Genomic DNA, 15702 nt, shown 5'->3' with positions numbered 1-15702 from the left:
TATTTTTGTTTCAAACCAAATTATTTTAGCATATAAGAAGTTTAAATAGCAAAATTTTGAGGACCGGAATTACATGAAATATTCAAAGACCAATAAAGCAGACATATTAACTGACAAAGGCTACAGAAAATGCCAATTTAAAATAGTAAAAAAATCTACATTTATCCGTTTATGTTTTTCATTTTTTTGTATTTTAGTATTATCAGTAACAGTGCTTACCGGTTGCTCCCGGAAAGAGCCATCTGCAGATGTTATTGCCATGCGTGAACTTTTTGCACAAAATAAATACATAATCCATGCCTGCGGTATGATCTCAGATTCCGACGGGATTCAGTACGATTATACGAATTCAAAAGAGGCATTGGAAAACAGTTATAATAAAGGTAATCGCATTATTGAAATAGATTTCCATTACACTAACGACAATGTCCTTGTATGCGGTCACGCATGGGGTGATCTTTATCTTGATGGAAAACAGATGACTCCCGGAGAAGCTCCTTCCTTTTCTGATTTCTTAAAATGCAAGGTACAGGATAAGTTCACTGTCATGACCTTTGATGATGTTGCTGCATTCATGACGCAGCATGAAGATATGATAGTTGTCACAGATACAAAAGAAACAGATATTGAGACCTATAAAATGATAGCATCAAAATATCCCAATCTTATAAACAGATTTGTTGTTCAGATATATCATGCAAATGAGTATGACGATATTAATAAAGTGGGGTTCCCCTACATAATTTATACGCTTTATGAAACTGAGGACTCAGAACGAACAAAATCAGCGCTCCTTAAAGCTTCAAAAAAGCCTCTTATTGGATTTACATTTCATACAGAACTTGCAGATAGCAGGGAATTTATGGAAATAATAAAAGAAACCGATACTCCGCTCTTTGTGCATACCGTAAACAAAGATACAGAAATAGAGAAATACCTTAGTGACGGTATTTCGGCAGTTTATACAGACAGATATGATTTGATTAATTGAGCCAAAAAGATTTCACGACTTCCTGAATGCTAAGATAAATATGCATTCAGAAATCTTGCGCTTAAAGCCATGCCCACCCGGAAATATTCAGGCCATCCCGTTAAAGCAAGTGCTACTGTCATCAAATAATTCAAGTATTTGATGACAGTAGCACTAGGAAATACTATGTATTTAAATAATATCTTTCATTTCGTCCCATTTGAAATTTCTAAGTAGCTTATCAAGCTGAGAAATTTTATTAAAGTCCTCAGCTGAAAGCCTGTATTTTTTTAGCTCATCCAAAATCATTTCAACTGAGTCATAGTCCATCACAGGAATAACTTCACGCAAAGCACTATATGCTTCTTCAAGTTTTTCAGGAGATATTTCCTGTTTACTCTCGTTATCATTTTGCCTTATATTATCAAGAATAGCTAATTTATCCTTATAACTTCTAAAAAGCTCCAATAATTTGCAGGTATTATCATCAATACATTTTTCATCTCCGGATCTCCCTGCTTCCTCAAGCATAAGAGCAAGCTCCGAAAGTTCAAATGCCCCAATTATCCTGGCTGTACTTTTTAATGCATGTACTTTTGTCGTATAAAAGCCAAGATCTCCTTTATTATATGCATCTTCTATTTCATCTGATTTTGTATCAATATTACCGTAAAAAGTATTCAAAAACTTCAAAAATGCCTTCTGAGTTCCACAAAAGTTTAACCCATCAGACACTGAAATTCCTTCTATTTCATTTAAATAATCAAATTCTGTCTCGCACATATCCTGTCAAATATCTAAAATATAATCATAATTTTTATTTCAACATACAACATATAAATCCTAGCACAACGATAATTGTAAAACAACAAAAGTTAATAATTTCACTTATAAGGTTACATAAGAAATCCAACGGAATTTCTTATAAGATAAAAAGAACAGCCGGAATACAGGCCGTTCTCTTCTAAATCATATGTAAACAATCACTCAACTACTGTAAACTTGATAACCTGTCCCTGACTAAATTCTTCATACATTTCCATCATTTCTGAATCATCAACAAGGACTTTTTTCTCACCGTCATCAATCTCATAATATGTGGCATTACCAGCGGTGTCATATTCAACGTAATTCTCATCCTCTAAATCCAGCGCATTGCCGTCTATATCATAGGAGCTTGTAAAATGATTGCCGCAAACATATATATCGCCATCATATATCGTGAGCGGATAAGCAGTACCGCCTGCTTCCACATATCCGATGTAAACAACATCATCATTATCTTTTTTATATACCTCAGCGTCGATAGAGGCCATTGTTCCATTACCATCGCAGTCATATGCACCACTTGAAACAAGCAGTACATCAGTGTGATCTATTCTTGTCTTTGCATAAGCCATGCCCTTATCAAGCTTTGCAATGATATCATCAAAATCATAACAGCCGGTAATATCAATGGGCTCATGCTTGTTTTCTTCAATGATTTTTGCTGCTTTTGCAACTTCATCGTCAGATATTACTTTTACCTGAGGATTACTTTTTGAATCTTCATTCTCATTTTGAGTTATAGACTCAACATTAGGTGTGATCACAGTATCATTCTGTTGTCCACAACCTAAAAAGCATAGCACTATTGTACACATGACAAATATTGACAATTTATTATTCATAACTATCCCCTCAAATAGATCTCAGGAACTACAAAATCATGTAGTTTCCAAGAATTGCCAACTATTTACATTTATAACTTTCACTTATGAATTACAGTAAGATTAAAAATCTTCATCTAAAAGAGATGCTTCAGTAAGGCTTGCCCAATAGTAAGAGTTCATGTAGACTCCACGGAAGGATTTAATGGCCGCTTCATCACCGTCAAGATAATGATACAGATCACAGTCGATAAGTTCCGGACAAATACGCATGCCTCCACTCTTAACCTCTAATATTTCGCTGATATTGTAGTCTTTAAGAGTGTCTTTAAGGCTTCTTACTATAACATCCATCTGCTTCTGCATAGCCCTGTCATACATTCCGTCTTCCCAGAGTGCCGCAAAAGCTTCAGCTCTTGTGACGGTTCCGCCTCTGTTATCAATAAGATATGCCAATAGCTCTTTTGACTTTGAACGTTTGAAAACAACGCTTTCGCCCTTTACAAATAAATCAAAATTACCAAAAGTCTTAGCATTGGCAAGATATGCGGATTCCTCTTCCTTATTATCTATTACATACTGAACTTCCTGGAAAAGTTTGTCTCTTGCAATAGGCTTTAAAAGATATCCATCAGCGTGGATAGAGAAAGCCTCTACTGCATAATCAGAATATCCGGTAAGAAAAATAATTGATGTTCCCGGACTTTTCTCCTTGATAATACCGGCAAGAGTCATCCCATCCATTTCAGGCATGTCTATGTCCAAAAGCGCCAGTCCCACATTATTCTCTTCCATATATGAAAGGGCTTCCTGCCCCGAGGTAAATCCTTTCACTTCCTCAAACAACCCAAAATCATCCAGCAGTGATACTGTAAGATCTAAAATCAGATTTTCATCATCAACACAAATAGCTTTCACAATTTTACCCCCCTGCGGGCACTTTAATTATTACTGTTGTTCCTTTATCTATCTCGCTTTCGATAATAAGCTTTCCATTGCAAAGACTTTCAAGTCTTTCCCGGATAGTTTTAAGACCGTAATGAGTTTCGTCCTTCTTCTCATAGTCTTCCAGGTCAAATCCCTTACCGTTATCCCGCACATTGATAACATGATAATTATCCTCGAGCTTGGTTGTTATCCAGATACTTCCGTTTTTCCTGATCCTGACACCATGTCTTATCGCATTCTCAACAATCGGCTGAAGAGTTAAAGCAGGCAGAAGGAAATCTTCATCATCGATATCATAGTCAACCTTGATATTCGGGAATCTTATGGTCTCGATTTCTGTATAAACCCTTGTATGCTCAAATTCCTTGTCAAAAGGTACAAGATCCGTTTTATCCAAAGAGCCTATGTTATTCCTTAGATAAGTACCGAATTTCTCGGCAGTAGTGAAGGCTTTCTTTGGATCAGTCAGGCATAAAGCCTGAATTGTTGATAGCGTATTATACATAAAATGAGGCTGAATCTGAGACATCATGATCTCAATTCTCTTCTCATTTTCTATTGCCCTGTCATGCTCTCTGACAAAGCGCAGATGCAGCCAGATGTAATAGAACAACGCACCTGTAACAACGGCAACTGTAAGAAATGATATCCTGGCATCAATATTAAAACTACTATCAGCGATTACCCCAAGAACTATTATCGCAGTAATTGCTATCGGAATGATATTAATTCTTTTTTTCTCACTCCGCAATTTATTAAGTGCCAAAATAATGTGCCATACAAGTAATATACCACAAATTATATGGCTTGAGTAACCTAATGGTCCCCTTACAAATTCATTATCTTTTGTAATTGTAAATGTTATATCAGTGAAAAATGCTGAAAGATATACCGCAGTATTTACTGCAATCAGTATCCATGGCTTCTTTTCATCACTCAAAAGCCGAATAAACAATACAATGATTACAGGCCTTGCAATATAGCAGTAAATACTGGTGATAAGCCTTAAAAACACCAGTGAATTATGATGCTGAGAAAAACTCTCAACCTGACTAACTACTATGACAGAAAAAATAAGAATGACATTTTGAATCAATATCATTCTATTCTTCTTTTTTATATATCTATCTGCAAGAACAACCGCTAAAAGTCCCAGCAGTTGAAGCACCAAAGAAACATTCAGTGCTATAAGACTCTGTGATTCAATAGTCATAACAATAATCCCCAGGATGAGTACAGATCATCAGACCTGTGAACTCATCACTTTATTTCGTAGCTTTTTCTGGTTTTCCTTTCCCAGGATAAAGCTTTTCTTCACTTCATCAAATTTTGGATAAATACTATCCGCATCATCCTGCTTTTTTATTTCTTCCTCAATTTCAATAATTTTATTCTCAATAGATTTTACATACGAATTTTTCATTATCTGTTTACTTAGAAGTTCGATATTATTATTGGTAATTTCAATCTGTTCAAACAAATTATCATCTGTAACTTCTTCGCTACTTATCATTTCTTCAATGGGTTCCTCATCGAAAGAACAATTATCCTGTACATTGTCATCTATCTCATCATCAAAAAGGCGTTTGATTTTACTTATAACCCCCTTCACAATAATTCTGTACCTCCTTAAATGCAACACGTTAAAAATATAAATCGTTTCCACGTGTATTACTTAGATAGGCACATTATATCTGATTCTGTCCAACAAATGTCCAACATACAAAACCATGAAATTACCCTTTGTAGTAGAATGCCATCATAGTAATATCATCAAACTGATCTGCATCCCCTACAAAATTATTTATCTCTTCTCGTACAGTACTTATCTGCTTCTGCGGATCATCTTCCTTGCATTTATTAAGAGCTTTAACGGTATTATCCATTCCAAAAAGTTCGTGCCTCTTATTCTCTGCTTCAGTTACTCCGTCAGTGTATTCAAACAAAGCATCTCCCGCATCGAGTTTAAACTCATGCTCAATGTATTTGATACCTTCGATCATTCCCAGAGGACTTGAGTGCTTATATATTACAGGCTCAAACTCACAATTTTTACGACGAAGTATAGGATGTTCATGGCCTGCATTGGCAGCGACACCCTTACCTGTGGAAATCTCTATGATAGAGAGCCACACAGTTACAAAGAATTCCTCATCATTTCCCTCACAGAGCTGATTATTGACATCATAAAGAATCTCTGAAGGCGTTCCACCTGCCAGTGTTCTTGTTTTTATAAGTGTTTTTGCGATGACCATAAACAATGCCGCAGGAACTCCCTTGCCTGAAACATCTGCCATCACAAGGGCAAGATGGTCATCATCCACCAAAAAGAAATCGTAAAAATCGCCTCCTACCTCCTTTGCAGGATTCATGGTTGCGAAAATATCAAACTCATTTCTATCCGGAAATGGAGGAAATTCCCTGGGAAGCATATCCTTTTGAATTTTGGTTGCTACACCAAGCTCTACACTGATTCTTTCCTTCTCGGCTGTAATTTTTTGTACTTCATCAATATACTGATCTACTGTGAGTACCATCTTTGAGAAGCTGTCAGCCAGATGCCCGATTTCGTTTCCAAGACTTATTTCAGAAAGCTTATTTACTACGTAATTGCTATCCTTATTTTTGTCATAGGATTCAACACTTTTTTGCACCTTTTTAAGAGGCTTTAGGACATTTTTCCTGATGAGGAAAAGGCAGATTGCAGCAAATATCATTTGCAAAACAACAAATCTCAAAGTACTCCTTATTGTCTCTACCCTTATCTCTTCCTTTACATCTGATGTCTGATATGCAATTCCCAAAAAAACATGATATCCGGGTATGTCTATATAAGTCTCATATGAATCTGCATAGCCCTCTGATTCTGCAACTTTACGTGTTTTCTTTAATGTTTCTTTTAAAGAAGTAACCTGTTCATCCGTAAGCGTAACTGTAGTACCCAGAGTATATGCATCTCCAAACTTGCTGCTCCTTGGTCTTGAGCCATCATTACCGCTGGCGAGAAAAATACCACTGTTGAATTTGTCATCCGTAGCCATAACATACACATAGTCAATATCATACGCAGTCTTAATATGATTCGTATGCATAAGAACTCTGTTGAAAACTATCTCAGCAAACAATTTCTGATCTTCCGGACTTAGTGCTTTTATATCAGCTTCTGTCGAATCCATTACCGACAGATTCTTTTTTCTTGCCAAAAGTTCATGCATCTTTCTACGGGTCTCATCATCAGCCTCATATTCAACATCCATATTGTCGCCGTTTTCGATCCAGTACTCAAGAATATAGGCTATTCCTTCAAACTGATCCAAATAAGCATTCAAATCCTTAAAAATGCTGCTCGCATGCTTTTCCTTCTGATCAAGAATAGTCCTTGCAGATGAATTGGTTATCGTAACATATGAAACGGCACCGATTATCAATGTACCAAAGATGAAATATATTAGAATTTCAGTAAATACACTTATTTTCAGTCTGTCATTATATGATTTATGTTCTGTCATAGAAATCCCCCAACATACTTCGTTTTGTATCCGGCAAGCTACAAATAAGCCGTATAACGCCAGAAATATTTTAATAAAAATTCCCGGCATTTAAATTTATTATTTAAGCCATCTGTCTCTTTACAAGCTCAGTGAAGAACCCATTCTTTTCTACAAGCTCCTCATAGGTTCCCTCTTCGGCTATATTACCTTCTTTAAGCACCAGAATTCTGTCACAGTTCCTTATTGTACTTAGCCTGTGCGCGATTACGATTCTTGTACAATTAAGTCCATCCAGTGCGTCTGATATCTTCTTCTGTGTAATATTATCAAGCGCACTTGTAGCTTCATCAAAAATCAGAATCTTGGGCTTTGGAGCTATAGCTCTTGCTATCATGATTCTCTGCTTTTGTCCGCCTGATATTCCGCCCTGTCCTTCACTTATTATTGTATGCATTCCCATAGGCATCTCTCTTATGGTATCAGCCATTCCCGCAATTTCAGCAGCTTCCCAGGCTTCATCTACACTTAGCCAGGGCGCAGAAATTGTGATATTTGAGTAAATATCTCCCTGTATAAGAGAACTATTTTGGAGAACAACACCTATCTTTTTACGTAGTGATTTTAAATCCACGCTGTTCATTGCCTTTTTATCATAGTAAATAGCACCCTTATCAGGCTTCTCAAACCCCAGCAGAAGCCTTATTAAAGTACTTTTACCACAACCTGTTTCTCCAACTATAGCCACGTATTCTCCTGCCCTGATCTTAAGTGAGAGATTATTTAATATATATGGCATTGAAGAGTCATACCTGAAGCTTACATTATTTAGTTCGATACTTCCGGAAATTCTCTCAACAACTTCATTATTGTTATAAACCTCAGGCTCGGTCTTAAGAATAGGCTCAGCCAACTCCAATGCAGGTGCAATCTGGGCAATTGAAGTTGCTATATTTGCAAGAGCAACAAATGCTGCAAGAACCTGTCCAAATGCAACATTAAATGCATAGAAATCAGACTGAGTAAGTCTGTTCCTGACTGCAAGATCATATAAAAATGCATTTCCAAGCAGAAGGAGTCCTGTTACAATAGCCGAATTGACCTTTAAAAACACAGGCGGATTATATCGGCACTCAGCCTCCTTTGAAAAATGCTCTGTCCATTTTGCAAATGCTCTCTTTTCGGCGCCTGCAAGCTTAATCTTCTGTATTCCGGTGATAAGACCATAAGATAATCCCATTCCTTCTGCAGAAAGCTTCATAAGCCTCTTATTTATTCTTGACTGCCAGAAGGATGCCAAAAGGATTACCAGGAATACTAAAAGAATAATGGTTATAGCCGGCCAGAATAATACAGGAGTTATTGTATTTACCTGATAAATGTACAAAAGCGACATAAATGCAGCCAGCATGGTGGAAAAAACATTGCTTATAAGCAGAGAACAAACGATGTTTATACTCTGTTCTCTCTTGGCAAGTTCACCTGAACTAAAATTTCTGAAAAAAGATGCAGGAAGAGACATTATTCGCATCATTACCGCAGCTTCAACCTGCGTAGACATTTTAGACTCTATCCTTGTAAGATAGAGTATTTTTACTGCATCTATAAGATGCGTTGTAATGGCTGTTGTACCGATAACCAGAGCTGTACTCATCAAAAATCTCATATCATTTGATGCAAGTACAACGCCTGTCAAAAGTCTTGTAAAAAGAGGCAAAAGCATTCCCAGGAATACCACAAGAAATGAAGCCATAACAGCACAAATAAGATCACCTGAGGTGACACATTTTCTCATATAAGACACAAGGTCAGATAGTTCAAGCTTTCGAAGCGGAAGCGGTTTATAAAATACCACAGCTTTCCTGGAAAACAGCTTTTCATTTTTTCTGGTTATTCTGACCTTTTTCCCTGTAGTCCTGTCCTTATAGTAATAGCCCGTTGTATTTCTTGGAATCAGCAAAACCGCAGAATTGTCGTCCTCAAAAAATCCAAGCATAAGTCCTGTTCCGTCAAAGCTCCATCCCTCATCAAGGTCCACATTCCTGCGCATTATGCCATTGGGCCAAAGAGCATATTCCAGCTTCTCCTCAAGACTATCGATATTGATCGGAACATCAGTATTTTTGCAGCCAAAATAGGACAAAATGTCCCTGATAACTTCTGATGTATGATATCGTTCATTATCAGCGATACTCCCTCTTTGTCCAAGAACGGCTTCGGCAAGACGTTCCATAGAGTATTCGAAAGCTTCCTGATCTCTTTTACTTCTCTCTCTTATCTGATCTTCAAACCAGCTCATAAGCCCTCATTCTACAGTTACCAAATCTTTATAAAAGCCATTTAGCTTCATCAGTTCTTCATGCGTTCCACGTTCAACAACGACTCCGTTGTCCATAACCAGAATGTCATCACAATCCCTTATGGTTGACAATCTATGTGCAACAACAATGCATGTTAATCCTCTGTTTTTTATAGCTTTGACTACTTCATACTCGGTCTTTGCATCAAGCGCACTGGTGGCTTCATCCAGAATTATTATCGAAGGATCTCTGGCTAAGACTCTGGCTATTTCAAGCCTTTGCTTCTCACCGCCGGACATATCCTTACCCCCCTCTAAAAGTCTTGATCTGTAACTGGAGGGACGGGAAATAATTTTCTCATGAATTCCGGCATCCCTTGCTGCCAGTATCATCTCAAAATCTTCAATTGATTCATCCCACATTTTTATATTGTTCTCTATTGTATCTTCAAAAAGCCCAATATCCTGAGCAGCTACAGCCACAGATCCCTTAAAAACACTAGTCTGTATTTCGTTTATGTTTTTACCATCAAAACGTATATCTCCACTCCAAGGCTTATACAGACCGGAAATAAGGCCTGCTATTGTAGACTTACCGCAGCCGCTTTTTCCAACCAGAGCAATTCTCTGCCCGGGTTTTACACTTAATGAAAAATCTTTTATCAAAGGCTCTTTTAGCCTCGAATAGCCAAAGGATAAATTTTTTATCTCAATAGCTCCTGTTAGTTTTGAAAAAGTACCATCCTCAATATCTTCTATAGTTTCCTCTTTAAAAACATCATCCTCAGGATACTCCATAACATCGCTGACTCTTTCCATATCAGTCCGCATTTCCAGAATTGCCTGCCCCGATGTGATCAGCATATTAGCCGGTTGCATAAACAATGATAAAAAGCCTTGAAATGCAATGATCATTCCGACTGTAAAATCGCCTCTCATAGTCAGGAAAACACCTAAGGTCAGAACCAGGTAATTAGCAATGTCAGCCAGAAGTGGCGGAATCACTCCGAGATATGCATCTAAAGTACTGTATTTAACATTCTGAGCCTGAACTGAAGCCTGATATCCTGCCCATTTCTGGAAGAATCCATTCTCGGCTCCGGATGATTTTATAGTCTCTGCCATTTCAATACCGGATATAGTGGCAGACAGGAGCTTCCCTTCATCTCTCATCTGAACTCTTGTCAGATTGATTCGCTTTTGAGATATATAACTTGCAACCAGAAGATTAATAACAATGGTCAAAATACCTATGAAAGTAAGTCCAACACTAAATCTTAGCATCACAACCAGATACACCAGCATCATTATTGTATTTAGAAAAAGAGGTGCCACAGTATCTACCAGGGTCGCTGCTATATATTCGTTAACTTCTTCTCTCATGATGATATCTCCTGCCATTCTCTGAGAGAAGAATTCTATAGGAAGTCTCAAAACCTTCCACATATATGTAGTCGCGCCTATCGATGCCAGTTTGCCATTAATCTTGAGAAAATAAATCTTTGATATAAATTCACTTATAATCTGCAGAACTGCAAGCACTACCATGATTGCTATAAATGGATTAAGCCAGGATCTGTTTATTCCGGTTAAGAGTCTGTCCATAAACACTCTTGTCATCACAGGATTAATCACCTCTATCATGTAGGAAATAATTCCTGTTAAAGCAACAAGTAAAATGGCCTTTTTAGCCCCCTTAAGCCTTTTGGCAGCATAGGCAATAATGCTCTTTTTATTCCCTCCCGGAACGAAGTTCTCACCGGGAATGATTCTTAGACAGACACCGGTGAATGAGTTATCAAACTCATCCATGGTAATCTTCACTTCGCCTCTTGCAGGATCATTAATGTAAGCAAAACCATTCCTGAATCCGTTAAGTACAACAAAATGATCAAAATTCCAATGGATGATACACGGGAATAGTCCGGCTTCTTTTATTTCGTCTATTTCATATCTGAATCCTTTTGCTTCAAAACCATATTTCCGCGCAGCAGTCAGGATATATTTTGCATTTGATCCATCCCTCGAAACACCACAATCAACCCTCATCTGTTCAAGAGGGATCCACATATTGTAGTAGGCCATAACCATACAAAGGCATGCTGCACCACATTCAAGTGCTTCCATTTGCATGATTACCGGTACCCTGGCTACTCCGTTTTTTATTGGTTTTCGTATTTTCTTCTTCATCTTCAGTCGCTCAAAAGAAAAGAGATTGGTTTAATTTGTTCAACAATTATGTCTGCTTCGTAAACCCCATCGGGAATATTCATATCACATTCGACTGTTGTTCTTCCATAGGAATCCTTGTCTACATAATCTATAGTTGCACTCAAATCGCCAATAGTCAGCTTGAGACCTGCCTTTAGATTATCCTGTGGCATATTATTGATTACCATGGTTACTTTCCCGTTAGTAACATAAGCTTCACCTTTTACGGTTGTACTTACATTTCCTACAGAAGCCCAAATAAAAAAACCTGCAAGCATAACAACGACCGCCATAAGTATCAGCCATATGGCGGGTGTTGTTACATGCAGATAATCATTTAAAGCTTCAGGAGAAGATATCCTTTCCAAACTCTTTTTCCTGAAAATATTCTCATCCATTGACGCTCCCTGGTTATACCCACATTCCACCACCGGATGTATTGTTGCTACCAGTCGTATTTTTAACCTTTACATTGTTAACTTTTACTGCGTTTTTAAGAGGTCCGGCAATGCGGTTTGTATCTCCACTCATCAATAGATCATTAGAAGCAATTTCAGTATCAGAAGTCATTATTGTATTTGAAAGTCTGATCCCTCCGACACCAACTCCGGCATTGGCAAAAATACCTGCACCGCCATTGATTTCCTCAAGCTCCTCATCATTGAGTTCTTTCATCAAATCTTTATCACTCATAGAATACTCCTTTCCAAAGCAATCGCTTCAACTAAATAAGCAACTTAGCCTGCAAAGTAATTCATACCGCCGCAAATAGGACATTCACATTTTGATTCCTGAATATTTATCCTAATTATCTTTTGACATTTCTGGCAGCTGACTTCCATTAGCTGTACTCTCTTATGCTTGTAGAAAGATCGGAATTGCTTTGCTCCGCCAACAACATCCTCCAGACTGTCATCATCCAGAGGTGTTCCTCCAGTAACTTCAATCATTACTATCTCCTCCTTGTAATCACTCCTTACAAGACGATAATATCAAAAACTGTCCAACAAATGTCCAACATTGAGATAAATTTATATTTATTTTATAATACGAACCTTTTTTAAAATATTTACCAATTTGGAGCCCTTTGGGAATTGAAGTAATTCTCTTTCAGTAACTCCTTTTGTCCTTACCATTCCGACAGCATATACAATTACTGCCACGAAAATTGCTACGGCAACTGAAATGAGATTAACAAAATAATCATTCTCCAACGTTCTACCTATCAATAGCTTCATAAGTCTGTATACGCCAAAAGAAACGATTCCCATAACTGCCGAAACTGAAAAAGGTATAATATAAAGCTTCTTAATATCCTGTCTGATTTCGATAGTTTTGGATATTGAATATTCATTGAGTACGCACATAAGAAGTGAGTACAGAATTGTCACGATTGCCAGAGCTTTGTTGCCAAGATTCGTGAAAAACAAAAGAATTACCAGTACCACCGTCTGAACAACCAATGCAATAGCTGCATTAATTACAGGAGCATTGACCTTTCCAATTCCCTGCAGGATAGCATTACTTACAGTGGAAAGAGAATAAAATACCACCGTAATTGCCAGTATCTGCATTAAAACTCCTGCCTCATGCAAAGTGGCTTTTTGAGGAAACAGAAGCATGATGATCGGCTCTGATAAAGCAAACAATCCCACAGCAGAAGGAATAGCAATCATATTGATCAATCTGTATACTCTCTCTATCATTTGTGCAGTTCTGTCATAGTTTTTCTGCGCAAAGTATGTAGAAATACTTGGCATAATCGTGGCAGCAGCTGCTGATGATATCGCTATAGGGAAATTAGTTATATTCATAGCCTTTCTTGAGAATACACCAAACCTTGTAACAACTTCGTTATGAGGTATTCCTCTGTTGTAAGTCATTATCTTTGAGAATAAAGTCGAATTAAGTGTAGTCGATAAATTATAAATAAATGTACTTAAAATAAAAGGTGTTACAATCATAAGGATAAGAATAAATATTTCTCTATATCCCATATCTTCATGATGATCGTGAATAACCTTTCTTCTTACGGCATCTCTGTTCATCCTATAGACAAAAAACATAAAAATCAGAGCAATAACCACTCCTGAGCCTGTGCCCAGGGCACCTCCGATTGCTCCATACATCGCCCTTGTGGATGCATCTCCGCCTTTAGAGATTGCCAGATTAACCAGAAAGAATGCCCCTCCAACAGATACGAAAGCATTCAAAAATTGCTCTACCAGCTGGGAAATACTCGTTGGTATCATGGTCCTCTGTGCCTGAAAATATCCTCTGAGTACTCCTAACGGTCCAAAAATAAATATGAATGGTGAGAAAACCTTTAGTACCGGGATGGAATATCCATCCACAAACAAAGGTGCTCCAAAAAATGCAACAAGACTTCCTATAGCTCCTACAACACAAACATAAATAAGCGCACAGTGAAAAATTCGCTGTGCGTTTCTATATTCATGTACAGCAAGTCTCTGCGAGATTATTTTACTCATCGCAGAAGGTATGCTGTATGAAGAAATAAGAAGTACTATTGAATAAATATAATAAGCCGTACTGTAATATCCGTTTCCCTCATCACCGACAATTCCGGTGAAGGGAGCCTGATATAAAAGGCCTATGATTTTTGATATGATACCGGCGGTAGCTAAAATACCGCCCTGAACTAAAATACTTTTCTTTTTACTCATTTCCTTATGGTCTAAGCCAATCGTACATCTCCTGATATTTAGCTGCTGAAACTTCCCATGAGAAATTAGCTGCCATTGCACGATCTATCATCTTGTTCCATTCGCGCTTATTATCATAATAAACTCTTTCAGCTTCACGAACGGTATTCATCATCTCATGTGCATTATAATTCAAAAATCCGAAGCCGGTGCCTGTACTCTCATACTGATTATAAGGCTCAACAGTATCCTTAAGTCCTCCGGTCTGTCTGACGATCGGAATTGAACCATATCTAAGAGCCATCAGCTGTGAAAGACCACAGGGCTCAAAGAGAGAAGGCATAAGGAATGCATCAGATGCTGCATAAATCTTATGTGACAAAGGATTTGAATAATAAATGTTTGCTGAAACCTTATCAGGATATTTCCATGCAAAATGCCTGAACATGTTCTCGTACTGTTCTTCACCTGTACCAAGCACAACAACCTGTATTGCATCCTGACACAGTTCGTCAAGCACATATGCAATAAGGTCAAATCCCTTCTGATCTGTAAGTCTTGAAATGATACCGATCATCATTGTCTTATCATCTTCTGGTAGTCCTAACTCTCTCTGCAGTGCTCGCTTATTCTTGGATTTTTCCTTGCGGAAATTGATTGCATTAAATGGATAATCCAGGAATTTATCAGTTTCAGGATTAAAATCTGTATAGTCAATACCGTTAACTATACCTCTCAAATCATGAGCCCTTGCTCTGAGAAGTCCATCAAGTCCTTCTCCGTAAAATTCTGTCTTGATCTCATCGGCATATGTGCTGCTGACAGTAGTTATGGCATCAGCATATACAATGCCGCCCTTTAAAAGATTTGCATCTTTATAATATCCAAGCTTGTCAGGTGTAAAGTAATAATCAGGAAGTCCTGTAATATCCTGTACATCCTTAGCATCCCACTTACCTTGGAACTTAAGGTTATGAATAGTCATTATTGACTTGATACCGCGGAAGAACTCATTCCCCTGGAATCTCTCTTTTAAGTAAACAGGAATAAGACCAGTCTGCCAGTCATGACAATGAATAATATCCGGTCTGAATCCAATTACAGGAAGAATTGAAAGAGCTGCCTTACTAAAGAATGTAAACTTCTCAATCTCCCAGATAACATCTCCGCCATATGGTGCCATACCACCAAAAAAGTATTCATTGTCGATAAAATAATAATGTACACCGTCTATCTCAGAATGGAATATTCCAACATATTCACTTTTCCAGTGGAAATCCATATAAAAATTGGATACATACTCCAATTTATCCTTCATCTCCTGAGCCATGCAGGTATATTTAGGAAGGATTACCCTTACATCAAAATATCTCTTATCGATATCCTTTGGCAGTGATCCGACAACATCTGCCAATCCACCTGTTTTAATAAATGGTACTCCTTCTGATGCTACAAATAGAATGTTCTTCAT

General features: G+C 37.6%; 14 protein-coding genes. 1 reads left to right on the top strand and 13 read right to left on the bottom strand.

All coding sequences use genetic code 11. The features are described from left to right. The first annotated feature begins 73 nt into the window (after positions 1-73). Positions 74-991 (top strand): glycerophosphodiester phosphodiesterase family protein, encoded by a 918-nt coding sequence (locus T501_RS00840; protein ID WP_044912700.1) that lies wholly within the window; start codon positions 74-76, stop codon positions 989-991. Between the two features lie 171 nt (positions 992-1162). Here T501_RS00840 and T501_RS00835 read toward each other — a convergent pair whose 3' ends face one another. From T501_RS00835 to glgA, 13 genes are all read right to left on the bottom strand, one after another. Next, on the bottom strand, positions 1163-1753 hold the full coding sequence (locus tag T501_RS00835) for an Hpt domain-containing protein (RefSeq protein WP_044912699.1): 591 nt from the start codon (positions 1751-1753) through the stop codon (positions 1163-1165). A 200-nt stretch (positions 1754-1953) separates the two neighbouring features. Then, positions 1954-2640 carry a hypothetical protein gene (locus T501_RS00830; protein ID WP_044912697.1) on the bottom strand — a complete coding sequence of 229 codons (687 nt, stop codon included), beginning with the start codon at positions 2638-2640 and terminating at the stop codon, positions 1954-1956. A gap of 102 nt (positions 2641-2742) precedes the next feature. Continuing rightward, complete coding sequence (locus T501_RS00825) at positions 2743-3537, bottom strand: response regulator (RefSeq protein WP_044912695.1); 795 nt, start codon at positions 3535-3537, stop codon at positions 2743-2745. 4 nt (positions 3538-3541) lie between these two features. Then, positions 3542-4780: a sensor histidine kinase gene (locus T501_RS19725; RefSeq protein ID WP_050008039.1), complete on the bottom strand. Its 1239-nt coding sequence runs from the start codon at positions 4778-4780 to the stop codon at positions 3542-3544. Between the two features lie 30 nt (positions 4781-4810). Beyond that, positions 4811-5179 carry a hypothetical protein gene (locus tag T501_RS00815; RefSeq protein ID WP_044912693.1) on the bottom strand — a complete coding sequence of 123 codons (369 nt, stop codon included), beginning with the start codon at positions 5177-5179 and terminating at the stop codon, positions 4811-4813. 124 nt (positions 5180-5303) lie between these two features. Then, entirely contained in the window at positions 5304-7076 is a 1773-nt protein-coding gene (locus T501_RS19720) for a SpoIIE family protein phosphatase (protein WP_050008038.1), read from the bottom strand. Positions 7077-7179: 103 nt separating this feature from the next. Beyond that, positions 7180-9354, bottom strand: a complete 2175-nt coding sequence (locus tag T501_RS00805) for an ATP-binding cassette domain-containing protein (RefSeq protein WP_044912692.1) — start codon at positions 9352-9354, stop codon at positions 7180-7182. A gap of 6 nt (positions 9355-9360) precedes the next feature. After that, positions 9361-11544 (bottom strand): NHLP family bacteriocin export ABC transporter peptidase/permease/ATPase subunit, encoded by a 2184-nt coding sequence (locus T501_RS00800; protein ID WP_044912691.1) that lies wholly within the window; start codon positions 11542-11544, stop codon positions 9361-9363. A gap of 2 nt (positions 11545-11546) precedes the next feature. Then, positions 11547-11963 carry a hypothetical protein gene (locus T501_RS00795; protein WP_044912689.1) on the bottom strand — a complete coding sequence of 139 codons (417 nt, stop codon included), beginning with the start codon at positions 11961-11963 and terminating at the stop codon, positions 11547-11549. Positions 11964-11976: 13 nt separating this feature from the next. Further along, complete coding sequence (locus tag T501_RS00790) at positions 11977-12258, bottom strand: class IIb bacteriocin, lactobin A/cerein 7B family (RefSeq protein ID WP_044912687.1); 282 nt, start codon at positions 12256-12258, stop codon at positions 11977-11979. Between the two features lie 44 nt (positions 12259-12302). Next, positions 12303-12515 carry a hypothetical protein gene (locus T501_RS00785; protein ID WP_044912686.1) on the bottom strand — a complete coding sequence of 71 codons (213 nt, stop codon included), beginning with the start codon at positions 12513-12515 and terminating at the stop codon, positions 12303-12305. 87 nt (positions 12516-12602) lie between these two features. After that, positions 12603-14252: a putative polysaccharide biosynthesis protein gene (locus tag T501_RS00780; protein WP_044912684.1), complete on the bottom strand. Its 1650-nt coding sequence runs from the start codon at positions 14250-14252 to the stop codon at positions 12603-12605. Positions 14253-14256: 4 nt separating this feature from the next. Beyond that, entirely contained in the window at positions 14257-15702 is a 1446-nt protein-coding gene (gene glgA, locus T501_RS00775; RefSeq protein WP_026509407.1) for a glycogen synthase GlgA, read from the bottom strand.

The sequence above is a fragment of the Butyrivibrio sp. WCE2006 genome, from assembly GCF_000701985.1.
Taxonomy (GTDB): Bacteria; Bacillota; Clostridia; order Lachnospirales; family Lachnospiraceae; genus Butyrivibrio.
Note: the sequence above shows the minus strand (reverse complement) of the source record. Positions and strands in the feature narration are given on the sequence as shown.

Excerpts from the sequence above, each read along its gene's own strand:
- T501_RS00840 (WP_044912700.1), top strand. The coding sequence starts at position 74 with ATGAAATATTCAAAGACCAATAAAGCAGACATATTAACTGACAAAGGC.
- T501_RS00835 (WP_044912699.1), bottom strand. The coding sequence starts at position 1,753 with ATGTGCGAGACAGAATTTGATTATTTAAATGAAATAGAAGGAATTTCA.
- T501_RS00830 (WP_044912697.1), bottom strand. The coding sequence starts at position 2,640 with ATGAATAATAAATTGTCAATATTTGTCATGTGTACAATAGTGCTATGC.
- T501_RS19725 (WP_050008039.1), bottom strand. The coding sequence starts at position 4,780 with ATGACTATTGAATCACAGAGTCTTATAGCACTGAATGTTTCTTTGGTG.
- T501_RS19720 (WP_050008038.1), bottom strand. The coding sequence starts at position 7,076 with ATGACAGAACATAAATCATATAATGACAGACTGAAAATAAGTGTATTT.
- T501_RS00805 (WP_044912692.1), bottom strand. The coding sequence starts at position 9,354 with ATGAGCTGGTTTGAAGATCAGATAAGAGAGAGAAGTAAAAGAGATCAG.
- T501_RS00800 (WP_044912691.1), bottom strand. The coding sequence starts at position 11,544 with ATGAAGAAGAAAATACGAAAACCAATAAAAAACGGAGTAGCCAGGGTA.
- T501_RS00795 (WP_044912689.1), bottom strand. The coding sequence starts at position 11,963 with ATGGATGAGAATATTTTCAGGAAAAAGAGTTTGGAAAGGATATCTTCT.
- T501_RS00790 (WP_044912687.1), bottom strand. The coding sequence starts at position 12,258 with ATGAGTGATAAAGATTTGATGAAAGAACTCAATGATGAGGAGCTTGAG.
- T501_RS00785 (WP_044912686.1), bottom strand. The coding sequence starts at position 12,515 with ATGATTGAAGTTACTGGAGGAACACCTCTGGATGATGACAGTCTGGAG.
- T501_RS00780 (WP_044912684.1), bottom strand. The coding sequence starts at position 14,252 with ATGAGTAAAAAGAAAAGTATTTTAGTTCAGGGCGGTATTTTAGCTACC.
- glgA (WP_026509407.1), bottom strand. The coding sequence starts at position 15,702 with ATGAAGAACATTCTATTTGTAGCATCAGAAGGAGTACCATTTATTAAA.